At 68.3% G+C, this 16,592-nt stretch carries 17 protein-coding genes; 9 read left to right on the top strand and 8 right to left on the bottom strand.

The features are described from left to right. Positions 1-118 precede the first annotated feature (118 nt). Positions 119-457 (bottom strand): hypothetical protein, encoded by a 339-nt coding sequence (locus ACFWGP_RS04055; protein ID WP_376930170.1) that lies wholly within the window; start codon positions 455-457, stop codon positions 119-121. Between the two features lie 77 nt (positions 458-534). Here ACFWGP_RS04055 and ACFWGP_RS04050 point away from each other — a divergent pair, with 77 nt between their 5' ends. Beyond that, complete coding sequence (locus ACFWGP_RS04050) at positions 535-1,299, top strand: SDR family NAD(P)-dependent oxidoreductase (protein ID WP_376930169.1); 765 nt, start codon at positions 535-537, stop codon at positions 1,297-1,299. Between the two features lie 28 nt (positions 1,300-1,327). Here the strand turns inward: ACFWGP_RS04050 and dhaM are convergent, their stop codons facing one another. From dhaM to dhaK, 3 genes are read right to left on the bottom strand one after another with little or no spacing between them, the layout of a single operon-like run. Further along, positions 1,328-2,044 (bottom strand): dihydroxyacetone kinase phosphoryl donor subunit DhaM, encoded by a 717-nt coding sequence (gene dhaM, locus ACFWGP_RS04045; RefSeq protein ID WP_376930168.1) that lies wholly within the window; start codon positions 2,042-2,044, stop codon positions 1,328-1,330. Beyond that, positions 2,041-2,688, bottom strand: coding sequence for a dihydroxyacetone kinase subunit DhaL (dhaL, locus tag ACFWGP_RS04040; RefSeq protein WP_231431056.1), 648 nt, complete (start codon positions 2,686-2,688; stop codon positions 2,041-2,043). The genes dhaM and dhaL overlap by 4 nt, the downstream gene beginning before the upstream one ends. A gap of 17 nt (positions 2,689-2,705) precedes the next feature. After that, positions 2,706-3,707, bottom strand: a complete 1,002-nt coding sequence (dhaK, locus tag ACFWGP_RS04035; RefSeq protein ID WP_231431057.1) for a dihydroxyacetone kinase subunit DhaK — start codon at positions 3,705-3,707, stop codon at positions 2,706-2,708. A 208-nt stretch (positions 3,708-3,915) separates the two neighbouring features. On the opposite strand from dhaK, the gene ACFWGP_RS04030 reads away from it, so the two are divergent. Next, entirely contained in the window at positions 3,916-4,674 is a 759-nt protein-coding gene (locus tag ACFWGP_RS04030) for an MIP/aquaporin family protein (protein ID WP_231431058.1), read from the top strand. 87 nt (positions 4,675-4,761) lie between these two features. Beyond that, complete coding sequence (gene glpK, locus ACFWGP_RS04025) at positions 4,762-6,276, top strand: glycerol kinase GlpK (RefSeq protein WP_275505824.1); 1,515 nt, start codon at positions 4,762-4,764, stop codon at positions 6,274-6,276. 61 nt (positions 6,277-6,337) lie between these two features. On the opposite strand, the gene trpD is transcribed toward glpK, so the two are convergent. Continuing rightward, the gene (gene trpD / locus ACFWGP_RS04020) at positions 6,338-7,390 is read right to left on the bottom strand and encodes an anthranilate phosphoribosyltransferase (protein WP_231431060.1); all 1,053 of its coding nucleotides are present in this window, start codon (positions 7,388-7,390) and stop codon (positions 6,338-6,340) included. Between the two features lie 132 nt (positions 7,391-7,522). Between trpD and ACFWGP_RS04015 the strand changes: the two genes are divergently transcribed. Genes ACFWGP_RS04015 through ACFWGP_RS03990 form a run of 6 tightly spaced genes read left to right on the top strand, consistent with a single transcriptional unit; the run spans position 7,523 to position 13,328 of the window. Further along, complete coding sequence (locus ACFWGP_RS04015; RefSeq protein ID WP_231431061.1) at positions 7,523-8,167, top strand: heme-copper oxidase subunit III; 645 nt, start codon at positions 7,523-7,525, stop codon at positions 8,165-8,167. Positions 8,168-8,215: 48 nt separating this feature from the next. Continuing rightward, positions 8,216-9,010 (top strand): cytochrome c, encoded by a 795-nt coding sequence (locus ACFWGP_RS04010; RefSeq protein ID WP_231431062.1) that lies wholly within the window; start codon positions 8,216-8,218, stop codon positions 9,008-9,010. Positions 9,011-9,047: 37 nt separating this feature from the next. Then, positions 9,048-10,124: a ubiquinol-cytochrome c reductase iron-sulfur subunit gene (locus ACFWGP_RS04005; protein WP_231431063.1), complete on the top strand. Its 1,077-nt coding sequence runs from the start codon at positions 9,048-9,050 to the stop codon at positions 10,122-10,124. Next, positions 10,121-11,728, top strand: a complete 1,608-nt coding sequence (locus tag ACFWGP_RS04000) for a cytochrome bc complex cytochrome b subunit (protein WP_275505826.1) — start codon at positions 10,121-10,123, stop codon at positions 11,726-11,728. The genes ACFWGP_RS04005 and ACFWGP_RS04000 overlap by 4 nt, the downstream gene beginning before the upstream one ends. A gap of 31 nt (positions 11,729-11,759) precedes the next feature. Then, positions 11,760-12,617, top strand: a complete 858-nt coding sequence (locus tag ACFWGP_RS03995) for a methyltransferase domain-containing protein (protein ID WP_376930167.1) — start codon at positions 11,760-11,762, stop codon at positions 12,615-12,617. A gap of 45 nt (positions 12,618-12,662) precedes the next feature. Further along, complete coding sequence (locus tag ACFWGP_RS03990) at positions 12,663-13,328, top strand: SAM-dependent methyltransferase (protein WP_376930166.1); 666 nt, start codon at positions 12,663-12,665, stop codon at positions 13,326-13,328. Positions 13,329-13,388: 60 nt separating this feature from the next. On the opposite strand, the gene ACFWGP_RS03985 is transcribed toward ACFWGP_RS03990, so the two are convergent. The 3 genes from ACFWGP_RS03985 to coxB are packed head-to-tail and all read right to left on the bottom strand — an operon-like array spanning position 13,389 to position 16,440. Continuing rightward, positions 13,389-13,805 carry a cytochrome c oxidase subunit 4 gene (locus ACFWGP_RS03985; RefSeq protein WP_231431067.1) on the bottom strand — a complete coding sequence of 139 codons (417 nt, stop codon included), beginning with the start codon at positions 13,803-13,805 and terminating at the stop codon, positions 13,389-13,391. Further along, the gene (ctaD, locus tag ACFWGP_RS03980; protein WP_231431068.1) at positions 13,805-15,541 is read right to left on the bottom strand and encodes a cytochrome c oxidase subunit I; all 1,737 of its coding nucleotides are present in this window, start codon (positions 15,539-15,541) and stop codon (positions 13,805-13,807) included. The genes ACFWGP_RS03985 and ctaD overlap by 1 nt, the downstream gene beginning before the upstream one ends. Further along, complete coding sequence (gene coxB, locus ACFWGP_RS03975; RefSeq protein ID WP_231431069.1) at positions 15,538-16,440, bottom strand: cytochrome c oxidase subunit II; 903 nt, start codon at positions 16,438-16,440, stop codon at positions 15,538-15,540. Before coxB ends, ctaD begins: the two co-directional genes overlap by 4 nt. Between the last annotated feature and the right edge of the window lie 152 nt (positions 16,441-16,592).

The following is a 16,592-nucleotide window of genomic DNA, read 5'->3' as shown; positions in this document are numbered from 1 at the left end:
GCCCGGGGCCCCCCCCCCCGGGGGGGGCGGGGGGGGGCGCGGGGGGGGGGGGGCCCCGGGGGGGGGGGCCGCCGCCCCCCCGGGCGGCGCACTCCCCCGTTTCCCCGGTTCCCCCGGCTCAGTTCGTCGCTTCTCGCTCCTCGTAGCGCTCGAGACGCCGACCCGTCGCCGGCATTCCGAGCTCGTTGAGCGGTCCGTTCATGGATCGCTCGGGCAGTCGTTCGTCGGTCGGGCAGGTCATGACGATGTTGCCGCTCGCGTCATCGAACGTATGTTCGAAAATCGCGTGACCGCAGACGGGGCAGGGTCGCTCCTGCAGTTCCCGCGGATCGGCCTGGTCGGTGCCCTCGGTGATGGGCGGTGCGCCGAAGATCGGCTCGAGTGCGTTGTCGACTCGATCGAAGAACCTCGTGAAAGCGTTGCCGTCGTCTGGGCGGCTCGCTGCGTCGCGTGCCATAACCGAGATCGTACGCCCGAGGCATCCTCATCACCAGAGGCGCGCCACAGGCTCGCGGCCCTGCTTAGGCTGGGAAGATGACGGATGCCTCGCTCCCCCGCCCGGTCACGATCATCACCGGCGCCAGCCGCGGCATCGGCGCAGCGATCGCCGAACGCCTCGCCGCCGACGGGCACGACCTCGTGATCACCTACCGCGACCGTGCCGCCGACGCCGACGCCGTCGCCCGCCGCTGCACCGATTCCGGTGCGCGGGTGCTCGTGCTGCAGGTCGACCTCGCCGACCTCGACGCCGCCGCGACCGTGGTGCCGTCGGCCGTCGACGCGTTCGGCCGCGTCACCGGGCTCGTCAACAACGCCGGCATCACCGGCCGGATCGGCCCGTTCCTCGACGTGCCGCTCGAAGAAGCCGAAGCGGTGTTCCGCATCAACGTGCTTTCCCCGCTCATCATCACCCGGGCTGCGATCGAGCACATGGCGACCGACCGTGGCGGCGTCGGAGGCTCGATCGTCAACATCTCCTCTGGCGCGGCGAAGTCCGGTGCCCCGAACACGTACATCCCCTATGCGATGAGCAAGGCGGCGCTCAACGCGCTCACGACGGGCGCCTCGAAGGAGTTCGGACCGGTCGGCGTGCGTGTCAACACCGTCTCTCCCGGCACGACCCGCACCGAGATCCACGCCGCAGCCGGCCGGCCCGACGCGCCCGACGAGCGCGCGCCCGGAATCCCGATGCGACGCCCCGGCGAACCGCACGAGATCGCCGGCGCGGTCGCCTACCTGCTCTCCGACGACGCGAGCTACACCTCCGGCGCCGATATCCGCGTGGCGGGCGGCAACTGAGGGTCGATCGAACCCGCAGAACCCCGGTTCAGGCTTCGCCGAACCCGGTCGCCGTCAGTTCTGCGAGCGCGTCGACGGCGGCCGACGCACCCGGATCGTCGCTCGCGATCTCGAGGCTCGCGCCTTTCGTCAGCCCGAGCGACATGATGCCGAGCAGGCTCTTCGCGTCGGCCCCGTTGACCGTGATCCGCTGCGGGTAGCGGGCTGCGAGCTTCACGAGTTCGGCGGCCGGCCGGGCGTGCAGGCCGTCGGCGTTCACGAGGGTCACGGTCCGCGAGTACCCGGATGCCCCGTGGCCACGCGTCGGCCGGTCGTCGGATCCGGCCTCGGCGCGGCCCGGGGCCCTCGGTCCGCCACCCGCCGCGGACTCCGCAGCATTCAGGACCACCTCGAGCGGGTCGCCGGACTCCGCGGCCACGGCCGCAGCGACGCCCCCCTCGACGAGCGGCGCGTCGGCGATCCTCGTGCGCTCCCGCAGCTCGTCGTCGACGAAGTCGAGCACGGTCTCCGCCGTGAGGATCGCCGACCCGAGGTCGCAGAGCACGACGACGCCCGAGCCGGAGTCGGCTTCGGCGATCGCCGCGTTCACGAGATCGAAGCTGGTGCCGATGCGGCCGTCATCGGTACCGCCGGCCGGGATCAGCGCGACCGTCGGGGCCATCTGCCGGGCGAGCGCGACGAGGCCCGAAGCGATCTCGGCCGAATGCGAGACGAAGACGAGGCCCACCGCTCCGGGCATCGTCATGCCCCGGTCGCCGCTCGGGCGGCATCGGCGGCGGCGCGGAGCAGCAGCGCACTCGACTCCGCCCCAGGATCGCGATGCCCGGCGGAGCGCTCGCCGAGGTAGCTCGCCCGTCCCTTGCGTGCGATGAGCGGCTCCGTCGCTTCGGCCCCAGCCTCCGCGGCCGATGCCGCGGCATCGAGCACCGCCGCCGCGTCTGCGCCGGCTTCCGCGGCGGCGGTGGCCGCATCGGCCGCAGGCGTCCACGCGTCGACCATCGTCTTGTCGCCGGCCTCGGCCTTTCCCCGTAGCACGATGCCGTCGCGGCCCGCCGTCAGCAGGGCGGCGATCGCGCGGCCGTCGAGCGACGCCTCACCGGCGACCGCCGAGGCCGCCTTCAGGTAGGCCGTGCCGTACAACGGCCCCGCCGCCCCGCCGACCGTCGAGATCAGGGTGGTCGCGACGAGCTTCAGCACGTCGCTCGGGACGGATCCGGCCGCGAGGTCGTCGAGCTTCGCCGAGACGGCTTCGAACCCGCGGTCCATGTTCTCGCCGTGATCGCCGTCGCCGATCTCGCGATCGAGTGTGATCAGGTCCACCCGGTGCTCGCTGATGCACTCAGCGCTCCGCCGGGTCCAATCGACCGCCCACGTGATGTCGAGCCCCACTGGTCCTCCTTCGCCAGTCACCGGCCCCAGCGGAGTGCAGCCGTCTGCACCGGGGCATCCCAGAGCTCGATCATCTCGTCGTCGAGCTTCAGCAGCGTGATCGACATCCCCTGCATCTCGAGCGACGTGATGTAACTGCCGACCAGCGAGCGGGCGACATGGATGCCACGTTCCGTGAGCACCTCGGCGGCTCGGCGATACGCGATGTAGAGCTCGATCTGCGGGGTTCCCCCCATGCCGTTCACGAACAGGAGGGCCCGTTCGCCGGCCTCGTACGGGAGGTCGTCGAGGATCGGTTCGAGGAGGCGGTCGACCAGTCGGTCGGCGGGCTCGAGGCCCACTCGCTCTCGTCCCGGTTCGCCGTGGATGCCGATGCCGATCTCGATCTCGTCCTCCGCGAGCGTGAAGCTCGGCTCGCCCGCGTGCGGCACGACGCACGGCGTGAGCGCGAGCCCCATCGACCTGGCGGCGGCGTTCACCCGCTCGGCGACCGAGGCGACCTCTTCGAGCGAGTCGCCCCGCTCGGCGGCAGCGCCGGCGATCTTCTCGACGAGCACGGTGCCCGCGACGCCGCGACGGCCCGCCGTGTACAGGGAATCGCGCACCGCGACGTCGTCGTTCGTCACGACCGCCCGCACCTCGATGCCCTCGGCGGCAGCGAGATCGGCGGCGGTCTCGAAGTTGAGCACGTCGCCCGTGTAGTTCTTCACGATGTGCAGGACGCCGGCGCCGCCGTCGACCGCCTTCGTCGCCTCGAGGATCGGATCGGGGGTCGGCGAGGTGAACACCGCACCCGGCACCGCGGCGTCGAGCATGCCGAAGCCGACGAAGCCCGCGTGCAACGGCTCGTGGCCGCTGCCGCCCCCGCTGACGAGCCCGACCTTGCCCGCGATCGGCGCATCCGCCCGCACGACGCGGATCGGATCGACATCGACGCGCACCAGATCGGCGTGCGCGAGCGCGAACCCGGCGACCGATTCGTCGACGACGCGCTTCGGGTCATTGATGATCTTCTTCATCCGGCACCCCTTCCGTGACCGTGCGGGGCCTGTCGCGGCGCGGCCGCCCCCTGCGCGGCGCTCCCTCGCAAACCTACGCCCCGTGAGGCCTCGACCGTAAGGCCGATACGTCGCGAACTCGGACGCAATCGTTCCCCCCGAAGGGGTCACGGGGCTATCGTGACACCAGAGCGGCCGCGATGAAGTGCCGCATCGAAGGGGGCTGCACATGAATCTCGGCATCATCTTCCTGTCGGAACTCGTCGGCACCGCAATGCTGGTGCTCCTCGGTTGCGGCGTCGTCGCGAACGTCGCGCTCATCCGCAACAAGGGCCACAACGGCGGGTTCCTCATGGTGAACATCGGCTGGGGCCTCGCGGTCTTCGCCGGCGTCATCGTCTCGTACGCCTCGGGTGCCAACCTCAATCCCGCGGTCACGCTCGGCCTCGCCGTCAACCGCCTCGCGAAGGGTGAGCCCGACTTCGTTCCAGGCATCCCGATCGACGCGGCATCCATCGCGACCTACATCGGCGCGCAGATGGTCGGCGCCTTCATCGGCGCCGTGTTCTGCTGGCTCGCATACAAGCAGCACTTCGACGCCGAGCCCGAGGCCGCGAACAAGCTCGGGGTATTCTCCACCGGCCCCGCGATCCGTTCCTACGGGTGGAACCTCATCACCGAGATCATCGGCACGTTCGTGCTGGTGTTCGTCATCCTCGGGTTCAGCTACGGGCGCACGCCGGCCGAACTCGGCGCCATCCCCGTCGCGTTCCTCGTGATCGCGATCGGCGCGTCGCTCGGTGGACCGACCGGCTACGCGATCAACCCGGCCCGCGACCTCGGTCCGCGCATCGCGCACGCGGTGCTGCCGATCAAGGGCAAGGGCAGCTCCGACTGGTCGTACTCGTGGGTGCCGGTCGTCGGCCCCGTCATCGGCGGCCTCATCGCCGGGTGGGCGGCACTCGTCCTGCTGCCGGTGCTCTCGTGACGGCTCGCCGGGCAACTCCATCCGCACCGACCCCAACCGAATCATGTGCGCACGACGTCGCTCGGCGTGCACGAATGAGAGGAACTCATGGCTGACTACGTCCTCGCGATCGACCAGGGCACGACGAGCTCGCGGGCGATCATCTTCGACAAGGCCGGATCGATCGTCGCCACGGGGCAGCTCGAGCACGAGCAGATCTTCCCGAAGGCCGGCTGGGTCGAGCACGACCCGGCCGAGATCTGGCGCAACACGCGCGAGGTGATCGGTCAGGCGCTCGGCAAGGCCGACCTGACCCGGCACGACATCGCGGCGGTCGGCATCACCAATCAGCGCGAGACCGCTGTGGTGTGGGATCGCCACACCGGCGAGCCCGTCTACAACGCGATCGTCTGGCAGGACACCCGGACGCAGCCCATCGTCGACCGGCTCGCCGCCGACGGCGGCGTCGAGCGCTTCAAGCACAAGGTCGGCCTGCCGCTCGCGACCTACTTCTCGGGCACGAAGGTCGTCTGGATCCTCGAGAACGTCCCGGGCGCCCGGGAGCGCGCGGAAGCCGGCGACCTGCTGTTCGGAACGACCGACTGCTGGGTGCTCTGGAACCTCACCGGCGGCCACGAGGGCGGCGTGCACGCGACGGATGTCACGAACGCGAGCCGCACGATGTTCATGGACCTCGAGACGCTGCAGTGGGACGACGAGATCCTCGCCGCCTTCGACGTACCGCGCTCGATGCTGCCCGAGATCAAGAGCTCGTCCGAGGTCTACGGAACGGTCGAGCCGTCGAGCCTGCTTCGGGAGGTGCCGGTCGCCGGCATTCTCGGCGACCAGCAGGCCGCGACCTTCGGCCAGGCCGCCTTCGACCCGGGAGAGTCGAAGAACACCTACGGCACGGGCAACTTCCTGATCTTCAACACCGGAACCGAGATCGTCCACTCGAAGAACGGACTGCTCACCACCCTCGGGTACCAACTCGGATCGGACGCCCCGCACTACGCCCTCGAGGGTTCCATCGCGGTGACCGGTTCGCTGATCCAGTGGCTGCGCGACAACCTCGGCCTCATCTCGTCGGCCGCCGAGGTCGAAGAACTCGCGAAGTCGGTCGAGGACAACGGCGGCGCCTACTTCGTGCCCGCGTTCTCGGGCCTGTTCGCCCCGTACTGGCGACCCGACGCGCGCGGTGCACTCGTCGGCCTCACCAGGTTCGTCAACAAGGGCCACATCGCTCGTGCGGCGCTCGAGGCCACGGCATTCCAGACGCGCGAGGTCCTCGACGCCGTCAACGCCGATTCGGGCGTCGAGTTGACCGAGCTCAAGGTCGACGGCGGCATGATCGCGAACAACACGCTCATGCAGTTCCAGGCCGACATCCTGGGCGTGCCCGTGGTGCGTCCTGTCGTCGCCGAGACGACCGCCCTCGGCGCGGCCTACGCGGCCGGTCTCGCGGTCGGCTTCTGGTCGAGCCTCGACGAGCTCCGCGCCAATTGGCAGGAGGACTCGCGTTGGGAGCCGACCATGGGGGCCGAAGAGCGCGATCGCCGCCTGCGGCTCTGGAAGAAGGCGGTGACGAAGACCTTCGACTGGGTCGACGACGACGTCGAGTGACCGACGACGATCGCGGGCCCCGTGGATGCCACGGGGCCCGCGTCGTGCGTCGAGCCGGGGGTCACCGCCTGGTCGCGGCGATCCATTCCTCGAGCTTCGCCGCCGCGGCACCGCCGTCGATCGCCTCTTCGGCGACCGCCATCTTGTCGCGGAAGCGATCGAGGATCGGCCGCTGGAACTGATTCGGATCTTTCGCGAGGTCGAACGAGACGAGGCCCGCGGCGGCGTTCAGCACCACGATGTCGCGGATCGGCCCGCGCGCGCCCGCGAGCACCTCGTGCACGATCGCGGCGTTGTGCGCGGCGTCGCCGCCCATGAGCTGGTCGATCGTCGCCCGGGCGATGCCGAGGTCGCGGGGGTCGAGGTCGTGCTCCTTCACGGTGCCGCCCGAGACCTCCCAGACGTGCGAGTGGCCGGTCGTCGTCAATTCGTCGAGTCCGTCGTCACCCCGGAACACGAGCGCCGTGGCGCCGCGCGTCTGGAAGACGCCGACGATGAGTGGCACCCGATCGAGGTGGGCGACGCCGACGGCCGAGGCCTCGGGCCGGGCGGGGTTGCACAGCGGGCCGAGGAAGTTGAACACCGTCGCGATTCCGAGCTGCGCCCGCACCGCGCCGGCGTGCCGGAAGCCGGGATGGAAGGCGGCCGCGTAGGCGAACGTGATGCCGGCGTCCTCGAGGACGGAGGCGACCCGCTCGGGGGCGAGCGCGAGATCGAGGCCGAGCGCCGCGAGCACGTCGGACGAGCCGGACGCGCTGCTCGCGGCGCGATTGCCGTGCTTGATGACGGGAACACCCGCCGCAGCCGCAACGATCGACGCCATCGTGGACACGTTCACCGTGCCGAACCGGTCGCCGCCGGTGCCCACGATGTCGAGCGCCATCGGATCGGCGGGCAATGGGACCGCGTGATCGAGGACGGCATCGCGGAAGCCGACGATCTCGTCGACCGTCTCGCCCTTGATGCGCAGCGCGACGAGGAACGCGGCGAGCTGCGCCTCGGTGGCCTCCCCCGTCATGACCTGCTCCATGCACCAGGCGGCGTCGGAAACGCTCAGGTCTTCACCCTGCAGGAGGGAGTTCAGGATCTCTGGCCAATTCTGGTGCGAAGGCATGCTGCCGATCCTATCCGCCCGATTCACGGCGGATTCTCGGGCGTTGCTCAGTGCGACTTAGGGTTCCCTAACCTCCGCCGCTGCGACACGGCCCCGGATGATGACGAAAACTCCGGCGCGATTTCGGCCATAATGGGGAGCGTGACGAGCACCTCAATCACTTATCAGGCGAGCGCGCCCGTGATCAATCGACCGAACACCGTCGCGGTGGGCACGATCGTCTGGCTGGGCAGCGAGGTCATGTTCTTCGCGGGACTCTTCGCGATCTACTTCACGCTGCGGTCGACCTCACCCGACCTCTGGGCGTTCGAGGCCGATCGGCTGAACTTCCCGTTCTCGCTGACGAACACGATCATCCTCGTGCTCTCGTCGTTCACCTGCCAGTTCGGCGTGTTCGCGGCCGAGCGCCTCCAGCCGTACCGCACGGGTCCGTGGTGGAACCCGGCCAAGTGGGGCATGGTCGAGTGGTTCTTCCTCACCTACGCCATGGGTGCGATCTTCGTCTCGGGTCAGATCTGGGAGTACGCGACGCTGGTCTCCGAGGGCATCTCGATCGACTCGAACTCGTACGGCTCGGCCTTCTACCTGACGACCGGCTTCCACGGCCTGCACGTCACCGGCGGCCTCCTCGCGTTCCTGCTCGTCATCGGCCGGGTGTTCGCCGTCAAGAACTTCGGTCACCGTGAGGCCACCAGCGCGATCGTCGTCTCGTACTACTGGCACTTCGTCGACGTGGTCTGGATCGGCCTGTTCCTCGTGATCTACGTCCTGAAGTAGGCCCGCCCGATGCGTCAGTCCAGCAAGCCCGTGAACAGGAAGAACCACATGACCCGCCAGAAGCGACGCGCCGGCCGCCGGCATCCGCTCGCCACCGTCGCGCTCCTCGCCCTGGGCCTCGTCTTCACCGGCGGTGCGTACGCGGCGCTCAGCGCCGGCACCGTCGCCCAGGCAGAGGACGACCCGACCTCGCAGCAGACGATCGACGAGGGCGAGAAGCTCTTCCAGGCGAACTGCGCGACGTGTCACGGCATCGACGCCCAGGGCACCGACACGGGTCCGAGCCTGATCGGCGTCGGCGCCGCCGCCGTCGACTTCCAGGTGGGCACCGGCCGCATGCCGATGCAGATGCAGGGACCGCAGGCGCCGCAGAAGCCCCCGCAGTTCAACGACGAGCAGGTCAAGCAGCTCGCCTACTACGTCGCCTCGCTCGGCCCCGGCCCCGAGATCCCCGCCGACCACCTCGTCAACGGCGGCGGCGACGCGGCGAACGGCGCAGAGCTCTTCCGCATCAACTGCGCGATGTGCCACAACGTGGCCGGCGCCGGCGGTGCTCTCACGGAGGGCAAGTTCGCTCCCCCGCTCACCGAGGTCACGGGCGTCCACATCTACGAGGCGATGGTCACCGGCCCGCAGAACATGCCGGTCTTCAACGACCTCAACATCTCGCCCGAAGACAAGCGCGACATCATCACGTACCTCAAGTACGTCCAGGACAACCGTTCGCCCGGCGGATTCGAGCTCGGCTCGCTCGGCCCGGTCTCGGAGGGCCTGTTCATCTGGATCTTCGGTCTCGGCACCATCGTCGCGATCACCGTGTGGATCACGGCGAAGTCCAACTAGCGGCAGCCCGGCACGAAGAAGACCCAGAAGGAGAACCATGGCACAGGACGACCACAGCGGCGCGGAAGTCGCCGCTGCAGACTCGTCGCACGCCGCGCACGACTCGAACGTTTCGCCGGGCACCGCGGTGATCGCCGCCGACGCGTTCGAGAATCCCGGATTCCCGCCGCACCGGCCTCGGGTGACCGATGAGGACCCGAAGCGCGACAAGCGCGCCCAGCGCACCGTCTACACGCTCTTCTACCTGTCGATCCTCGGCAGCATCTGGGCGATCGCGGCGTACATGCTCTTCCCGATCGAGTCCAACGACGTCGGCATGGTCCGCCTGAACAACATGTTCTTCGGCCTCGGTGCGACGCTCGCCCTGCTCGGCATCGGCTTCGGCGTGGTGCACTGGGGCAAGGCGGTCATGGCCGAGGTGGAGCTCGCCGACGAGCGGCACCCCATCGGCGGTTCGCCCGAGACCCAGGCCGCCGCGGCGCAGGTGTTCGCCGACGCTGACCGGGAGTCGGGCTTCACGCGACGCACCGCGATCCGCAACAGCCTCATCGGCGCCCTGCTGGTGTTCCCCCTCCCCGCGATCGTGCTCTTCCGCGGCTTCGCCCCGCAGGACGAGAACCCCGTCGAGCTGCTCAGCCACACGATGTGGCAGAAGGGCAGCCGGCTCACGCTCGACCCGTCGGGCACGCCGATCAAGGCCGCCGACGTCACCATCGGCAGCGCCTTCCACGTGATCCCCGAGGGGCTCGCCGAGCTCGAGCACGGCAAGCTCGAGGCGAAGGCCAAGGCCGCCGTCCTGCTCATGCGCCTCGACCCTGCCGAGCTCAACGAGCTGCCCGATCGCAAGGACTGGTCGTACGACGGCATCGTCGCGTACTCCAAGATCTGCACGCACGTCGGTTGCCCCGTCGCCCTGTACGAGCAGCACACGCACCACCTGCTGTGCCCGTGCCACCAGTCGCAGTTCGACGTCACGAACCACTGCGAGGTCATCTTCGGCCCGGCCAAGCGCCCGCTGCCGCAGCTGCCGATCACCGTCGACGACGAGGGCTACCTCGTCGCACGAAGCGACTTCACCGAACCCGTCGGCCCGAGCTTCTGGGAGCGCCATTGAGCACCGCACCGTCCGCCACCGCGCCGCAGAAGCGGTCGTTCACTGCGGCAGCCTCCGTCTACGTCAACGAGCGCACGAGCCTCGCGGGCTTCGTGAAGGAGCTCGGTCGCAAGGCCTTCCCCGACCACTGGTCGTTCCTGCTCGGTGAGGTCGCGCTCTTCAGCTTCGTGGTCGTGCTGATCTCGGGCACCTTCCTGACGTTCTTCTTCCAGGCGTCGATGGCCGAGGTGCACTACAACGGCTCGTACGTTCCTCTCAAGGGCGTCGAGATGTCGGTCGCGATGGCGTCGACCCTCGATATCTCCTTCGACATCCGCGGCGGCCTCTTCGTGCGCCAGATGCATCACTGGGCCGCGCTGCTCTTCGTCGCCGCCATCGGCCTGCACATGCTGCGCATCTTCTTCACGGGTGCGTTCCGCAAGCCGCGCGAGCTGAACTGGGTGATCGGCTTCACGCTCTTCATCCTCGCGATGGCAGAGGGCTTCACCGGTTACTCGTTGCCCGACGACCTGCTCTCGGGCAACGGCCTCGCGATCATCAACGGCATGATCAAGGGCATCCCCGTCGTGGGCACCTGGACCTCGTTCCTCCTCTTCGGCGGAGAGTTCCCGGGCACCGCGATCGTCGGTCGCCTCTACACGCTGCACATCCTGCTGCTCCCGGCCCTCGTCGTCGCGCTCGTGGCGATCCACCTCGTGTTCGTCGTCGTGCACAAGCACACGCAGTATGCAGGCCCCGGCAAGACCCAGCAGAACGCGGTGGGCCCGCCCATCCTGCCGATCTACGCGGCCAAGGCCGGCGGCTTCTTCTTCATCATCTTCGGCGTGCTGGCGCTCATCGCCTCGATGTTCACGATCAACCCGATCTGGAACTACGGGCCATACGACCCCTCCCCCGTCTCCGCGGGCACCCAGCCCGACTGGTACATCGGCTTCGCCGACGGCGCCCTCCGTCTCGTGCCGCCCGGCTGGGAGTTCGTCTGGCTCGACCGCACGTGGTCGTTCAACATCATCGTGCCGATCCTCGTGCTCGGCGGCTTCATCATGGCGGTGCTGATCTACCCGTTCATCGAGGCCTGGGTGAAGGGCGACAAGCGCGAGCACCACATCGCCGACCGCCCGCGGAACGCGCCGACCCGCACCGCGATCGGCGCAGCCGGTGTCACGTTCTACGCGGGCCTCTGGGCCGCGGCGAGCTCCGACATCCTGGCGACCCACTTCTCGCTCACGATGGAGGGCGTGATCCACGCGCTTCAGGCCGTCGTCATCATCGGACCGTTCATCGCGTACTTCATCACGAAGCGCGTGTGCATCGCCCTGCAGAAGAAGGATCGCGAGATCGTGCTGCACGGCTACGAGTCGGGCCGCATCGTGAAGCTGCCCGGCGGCGAGTTCATCGAGGTGCACCAGCCGCTCGACGAGTACGACCGATGGAAGCTCGTGGACTTCGAGACCTACGAGCCGCTCATGATCCGGCCGAACGCGCGCGGCAAGATCACCGTCGGCCAGCGTCTCCGCGCCTCGCTGTCGCGCTGGTTCTTCGAGGACCGCATCGCGCCAGTCACCAAGGGCGAGCTCGAGGCTGGCCACGACGGCCACCACTGACTCGCTGACTGACGGATTCGGGCACCGGGCCATGTCGATCGATTCGACCTGGCTTCGGTGCCCGAACTGTTTCAGCGATCTCGCCCCCGTCGGTGACCGCACGTTCGGCTGCACGAACGGCCATCGGTTCGACCGGTCGAAGTACGGGTTCCTCACGCTCCTGCCACCGAAGGCGCCACGCACGGTCGGCGACGACCGGTCGATGCTCGACGCACGCGCCGCGCTGCTCGGCTCGGGTGCGTACCAACCGATCTCCGACGCGCTCGCACGTCTCGCACAGGCCTCCGCCGGCTCGTCGGATGCCGCCCCACGCATCGCCGACCTGGGATGCGGCACCGGTCACTACTCGGCCGAGCTGGCCCGGGTCATCCCAAACGCGCGCTTCCTCCTCGCCGACCGCTCCCCCGATGCCGTTCGCGCGAGTCTCCGCGCCCTGCCAGGTGAGACGGGTGTCGTGCTCGACATCTGGCGGCCACTCCCCCTTCGCTCGTCGACGGCCGACTTGGTGCTCAACGTGTTCGCGCCGAGGAACGGCGCCGAGTTCGCGCGGATCCTGCGCCCGGGTGGCCGGCTTCTCGTGATCGTGCCCACAGAACGGCACCTGCGCGAGCTTCGCGTGGCCGGGCTCATGCTCGATGTTCCGCCCGGCAAGTCGGGTCGCCTCGTGGAGCAGCTCGCGGTCGACGGCTTCACTGCCTCGGACGTGCATTCGCTCGAGTACGACCTCGGCGTGGACGCCGCCGGTCGTCGACTGCTCGCGGGAATGGGCCCCGCCGCGCATCACTCGGGTGCAGAGGTTGCGGCCGCGGTCGAATCGGACGCCGCGCCGGCGAACGTGACCGTCTCCGTCGAGCTGCTCGAGTTCCAGCGGTCGGCGTCGGCGGCCTGACGCGCGCTTGGTGCATTCGTCTCCCGCTGGGTCGATACTTGCACCATGGACGATTGCTGCGTCGATGCAGCAGATGGCGCAGACCGCTACGAGCCGGTGTTCACCGGACGCTTCGCCGAGCGAATCGCCCGGCGGTATGCGAAGGACGGGCTGACGCCCCCCGAGCGGCGCATCGTCGAGTTCCTGGCCGACGAGGTCGGCGTGCAGGGCGCTACCGTGCTCGAGATCGGCGGTGGCATCGGCGAGATCCAGATCGAGTTGATCAAGCGCGGCGCATCCGCCTCCGTGAACCTCGAGCTCTCGAGCGCCTATGAAGAGGTGGCCGGGCGGGTCGCCGCGAAGGCCGGTACGGCGCATGCCATGACTCGGCGCATCGGCGTCGACCTCGCGCTGCATCCGGAGGCCGTCGACGTGGCGGACGTGGTGATCCTCCATCGGGTCGTCTGCTGCTATCCCGACGCGACCCGCCTGCTCGCGGCTGCCGCAGGACGAGCACGCCGAGTGGTCGTCTTCACCCACCCGCCTCGCGATCCGCTGACCAGGCTCGCCGCGGCATCCGGAAATCTGCTCATGCGGCTGCAGCGAAAAGCCTATCGCGGCTACGTGCACTCGCCCGATGCGATGGTCGCCGTGCTCGAACACCGCGGATTCGAGGCGCGCTACCGCCAGCGGGCCGGGTCGTGGCGCGTGGTCGGGGCAGTACGCGCTTGACCCCGAGAACGGCGGAAGCCCCGGACCATTGGTCCGGGGCTTCCGCCGTCGAGACGATGCTCAGCGCGCGAAGTTGCCGCGATAATACTCGTAGACCCAGCCGACGAGGCTGATCACGCCGATGCCGACCGCGATGAAGGAGATCCAGAAGCCGACGGCGAGGCCGAGGAACATGAGCGCCGCAGCGCCGGCGAGCATGATCGGCCACCAGCTCCACGGGCTGAAGAAGCCCAGCTCGGCGTCACCGTCGTCGATGTTCGCGTCGAGACGGTCTTCTGGAAGCTCCGCACCCTGGGCGCTGTGCACCCGGCCGAGGTAGAACGCGATGAAGGCGGCGAGGATCGCGCTGAGCGTGATCGCGATCGAACCCGCCCATTCGGGCTGGCCGTACTCGAGCGTGGTCCACACCCAGTAGACCCCGGCCATGATCAGGAAGAAGACCGCGAGGATCCAGAACAGGATGACGTTGGCGCGCATTACTTGATCTCCTCCGTGGCCGCGTCGTACGTCGGCGCCTCAGGGGCGTCCTTCGCCGGTCCGATGCCGACCGGGATGCCGGCTTCGGGGTGGTTGAGGTCGAACGCCGGGCGCTCCGAACGGATGCGCGGGATCGACGTGAAGTTGTGGCGCGGCGGCGGGCAGCTGGTCGCCCACTCGAGCGAGCCTCCGTACCCCCACGGGTCGTTCACGGTGACCTTCGGCGCCCGACGGGCCGTGATGTACACGTTCAGGAAGAACGGCACGAGCGAGATCGCCAGGATGCCGGCGCCGATCGTCGACAGCTGGTTCATCCAGGTCACGTTGTCTTCGGGCAGGTACGAGAAGTACCGGCGGGGCATTCCGACGACGCCGATCCAGTGCTGGATGAGGAACGTCGTGTGGAAGCCGATGAACAGCAGCCAGAAGTGCCACTTGCCCAGCGTCTCGTTGAGCATCTTGCCGGTCCACTTGGGCCACCAGAAGTAGAAGCCCGCGAACATCGCGAACACGACCGTGCCGAACACCACGTAGTGGAAGTGGGCGACGACGAAGTACGTGTCGGACACGTGGAAGTCGAGCGGCGGCGACGCCAGGATGACACCGGTGAGGCCACCGAACACGAACGTGATGAGGAAGCCGAGCGACCAGATGAGCGGCGTCTCGAACGTGATCGAGCCTCGCCACATCGTGCCGATCCAGTTGAAGATCTTCACACCCGTCGGCACCGCGATCAGCATCGTCATGAGGGCGAAGAACGGCAGCAGCACGGAGCCGGTGACGTACATGTGGTGCGCCCATACCGTGACCGACAGGGCCGCGATCGCGATCGTCGCGTAGATGAGGGTCTTGTAGCCGAAGATCGGCTTGCGGCTGAACACCGGGAAGATCTCGGACACGATGCCGAAGAACGGCAGCGCGATGATGTAGACCTCGGGGTGTCCGAAGAACCAGAACAGGTGCTGCCAGAGGATGACGCCGCCGTTGGCCGGGTCATAGACGTGTGCGTCGAAGATGCGGTCGGCACCGGCCGCGAGCAGGGCGGCCGCGAGGACCGGGAACGCCATCAGGATGAGGATCGACGTGACGAGCGTGTTCCACGTGAAGATCGGCATGCGGAACATGGTCATGCCGGGTGCGCGCATCGTGATGATCGTCGTGATGAAGTTCACGGCACCGAGGATGGTGCCGAAGCCCGAGAGGCCGAGGCCCAGCATCCAGAGGTTGCCGCCGACACCCGGCGAGAACGTCGTCGAAGCGAGCGGCTGATAGGCGAACCAGCCGAACGATGCGGCGCCCTGCGGCGTGAGGAAGCCTGCGACCGCCATGAGCGAACCGAAGTTGAACAGCCAGTAGGCGAACGCATTCAGACGCGGGAACGCCACGTCGGGAGCACCGATCTGCAGCGGCATGAGCACGTTGGCGAACCCGGCGAACAGCGGCGTCGCGAACATGAGCAGCATGATCGTGCCGTGCATCGTGAACAGCTGGTTGTACTGCTCGCGGGTCTGCAGCAGCTCGAGACCGGGCTCGAAGAGCTGGGCGCGGATGATCAGCGCCATCACGCCGCCGATGCAGAAGTAGATGAAGGAGGTGATCAGGTACATGTACCCGATGACCTTGTGGTCGGTGGAGGTGATCCACTTGACGAGGACGTTGCCCTTGCGTTCGACCTTGGAGGCGCCGAACGGCAAGCTGCTCGACTGCGGCCGAGCCGGTGCGGTCGTGGTGCTCATTCGGCTTCTCGCTCTTCCTTCAGTTCGGGTGCGCCTGCGCCGGGCAGGTTCTGGTTGCGGTCGTACTCGCTCGACAGCTGGCCCTCCTGGCCCGCGTCGCGGAGTGACTGGATGTAGTCGTCGTATTCGGCCTGGGAGACGACCTTGACGTTGAAGAGCATGAGCGAGTGGTACTCGCCGCAGAGCTCGGCGCACTTGCCGGCGTAGGTGCCCTCGCGCTCGGGGACGAACGACATGTAGTTCGTCTTACCCGGGTACATGTCCTTCTTGTAGAGGAAGTCCACCACCCAGAAGGAGTGGATCACGTCGCGCGACTCGAGCTCGATCTCGACGTTCGCGCCGACGGGCAGGTAGAGGGTCGGCAGTTCCGACTGCACGAGCGAGCCCTTCGGGCCCTCTTCGTCGAGCTGTCCCTGGATGCCGGGCGAGTAGACGTCTTCCTTCACGTAGTTGAAGTCCCACGCCCACTGCTTCGCGATGACCTCGACCTGGACGTCGACGTCGTCGGCGGCGAAGCGCTGCTCGATCTGCTCCTGGTCGCGCGCGGTGAACGCGAAGAACCCGAGCACGAGGATGAGCGGGACGATCGTGTAGAAGACCTCGATCGGCATGTTGTAGCGCAGCTGGACGGGCAGACCCGTCTGCCCCTTGCGCCGGCGGTACGCGATGACCGCCCAGATCGTGAGGCCCCAGGTGATGACGCCGACGATCAGCAGCACGACCCACGACGTGACCCAGAGGCCGCGAACGGTGTCGGTGTGATTCGTGACCGGTGCCTCGCCCTCGACGAAGCCGGGGAGGAATCCGTTGAGCTGCGCCTGCGTGCAACCGGCGAGCACGAGGCTGAGAGACGCTGCGATCGGGATAGCAGCCCATCGGAGACGGCGATTGTGGCGCACCGGTGACCTTTCGGGAGACTCGAAGGCGCTTCACAGTGAAGCGCGGTGATCGATGTCTAGCCTACTCCGACTCGGCACCCGAGGTGTGCATCCACGGCCGATGTCGGGCGCGCCGCGGGGCGGAATCATCGGTGGATCGGCCCAAATGCACG

Origin of the sequence: Agromyces sp. NPDC127015 (assembly GCF_042725165.1) — a bacterium.
Taxonomy (GTDB): Bacteria; Actinomycetota; Actinomycetes; order Actinomycetales; family Microbacteriaceae; genus Agromyces; species Agromyces chromiiresistens.
This window is presented reverse-complemented; position numbering and strand designations above follow the sequence as displayed.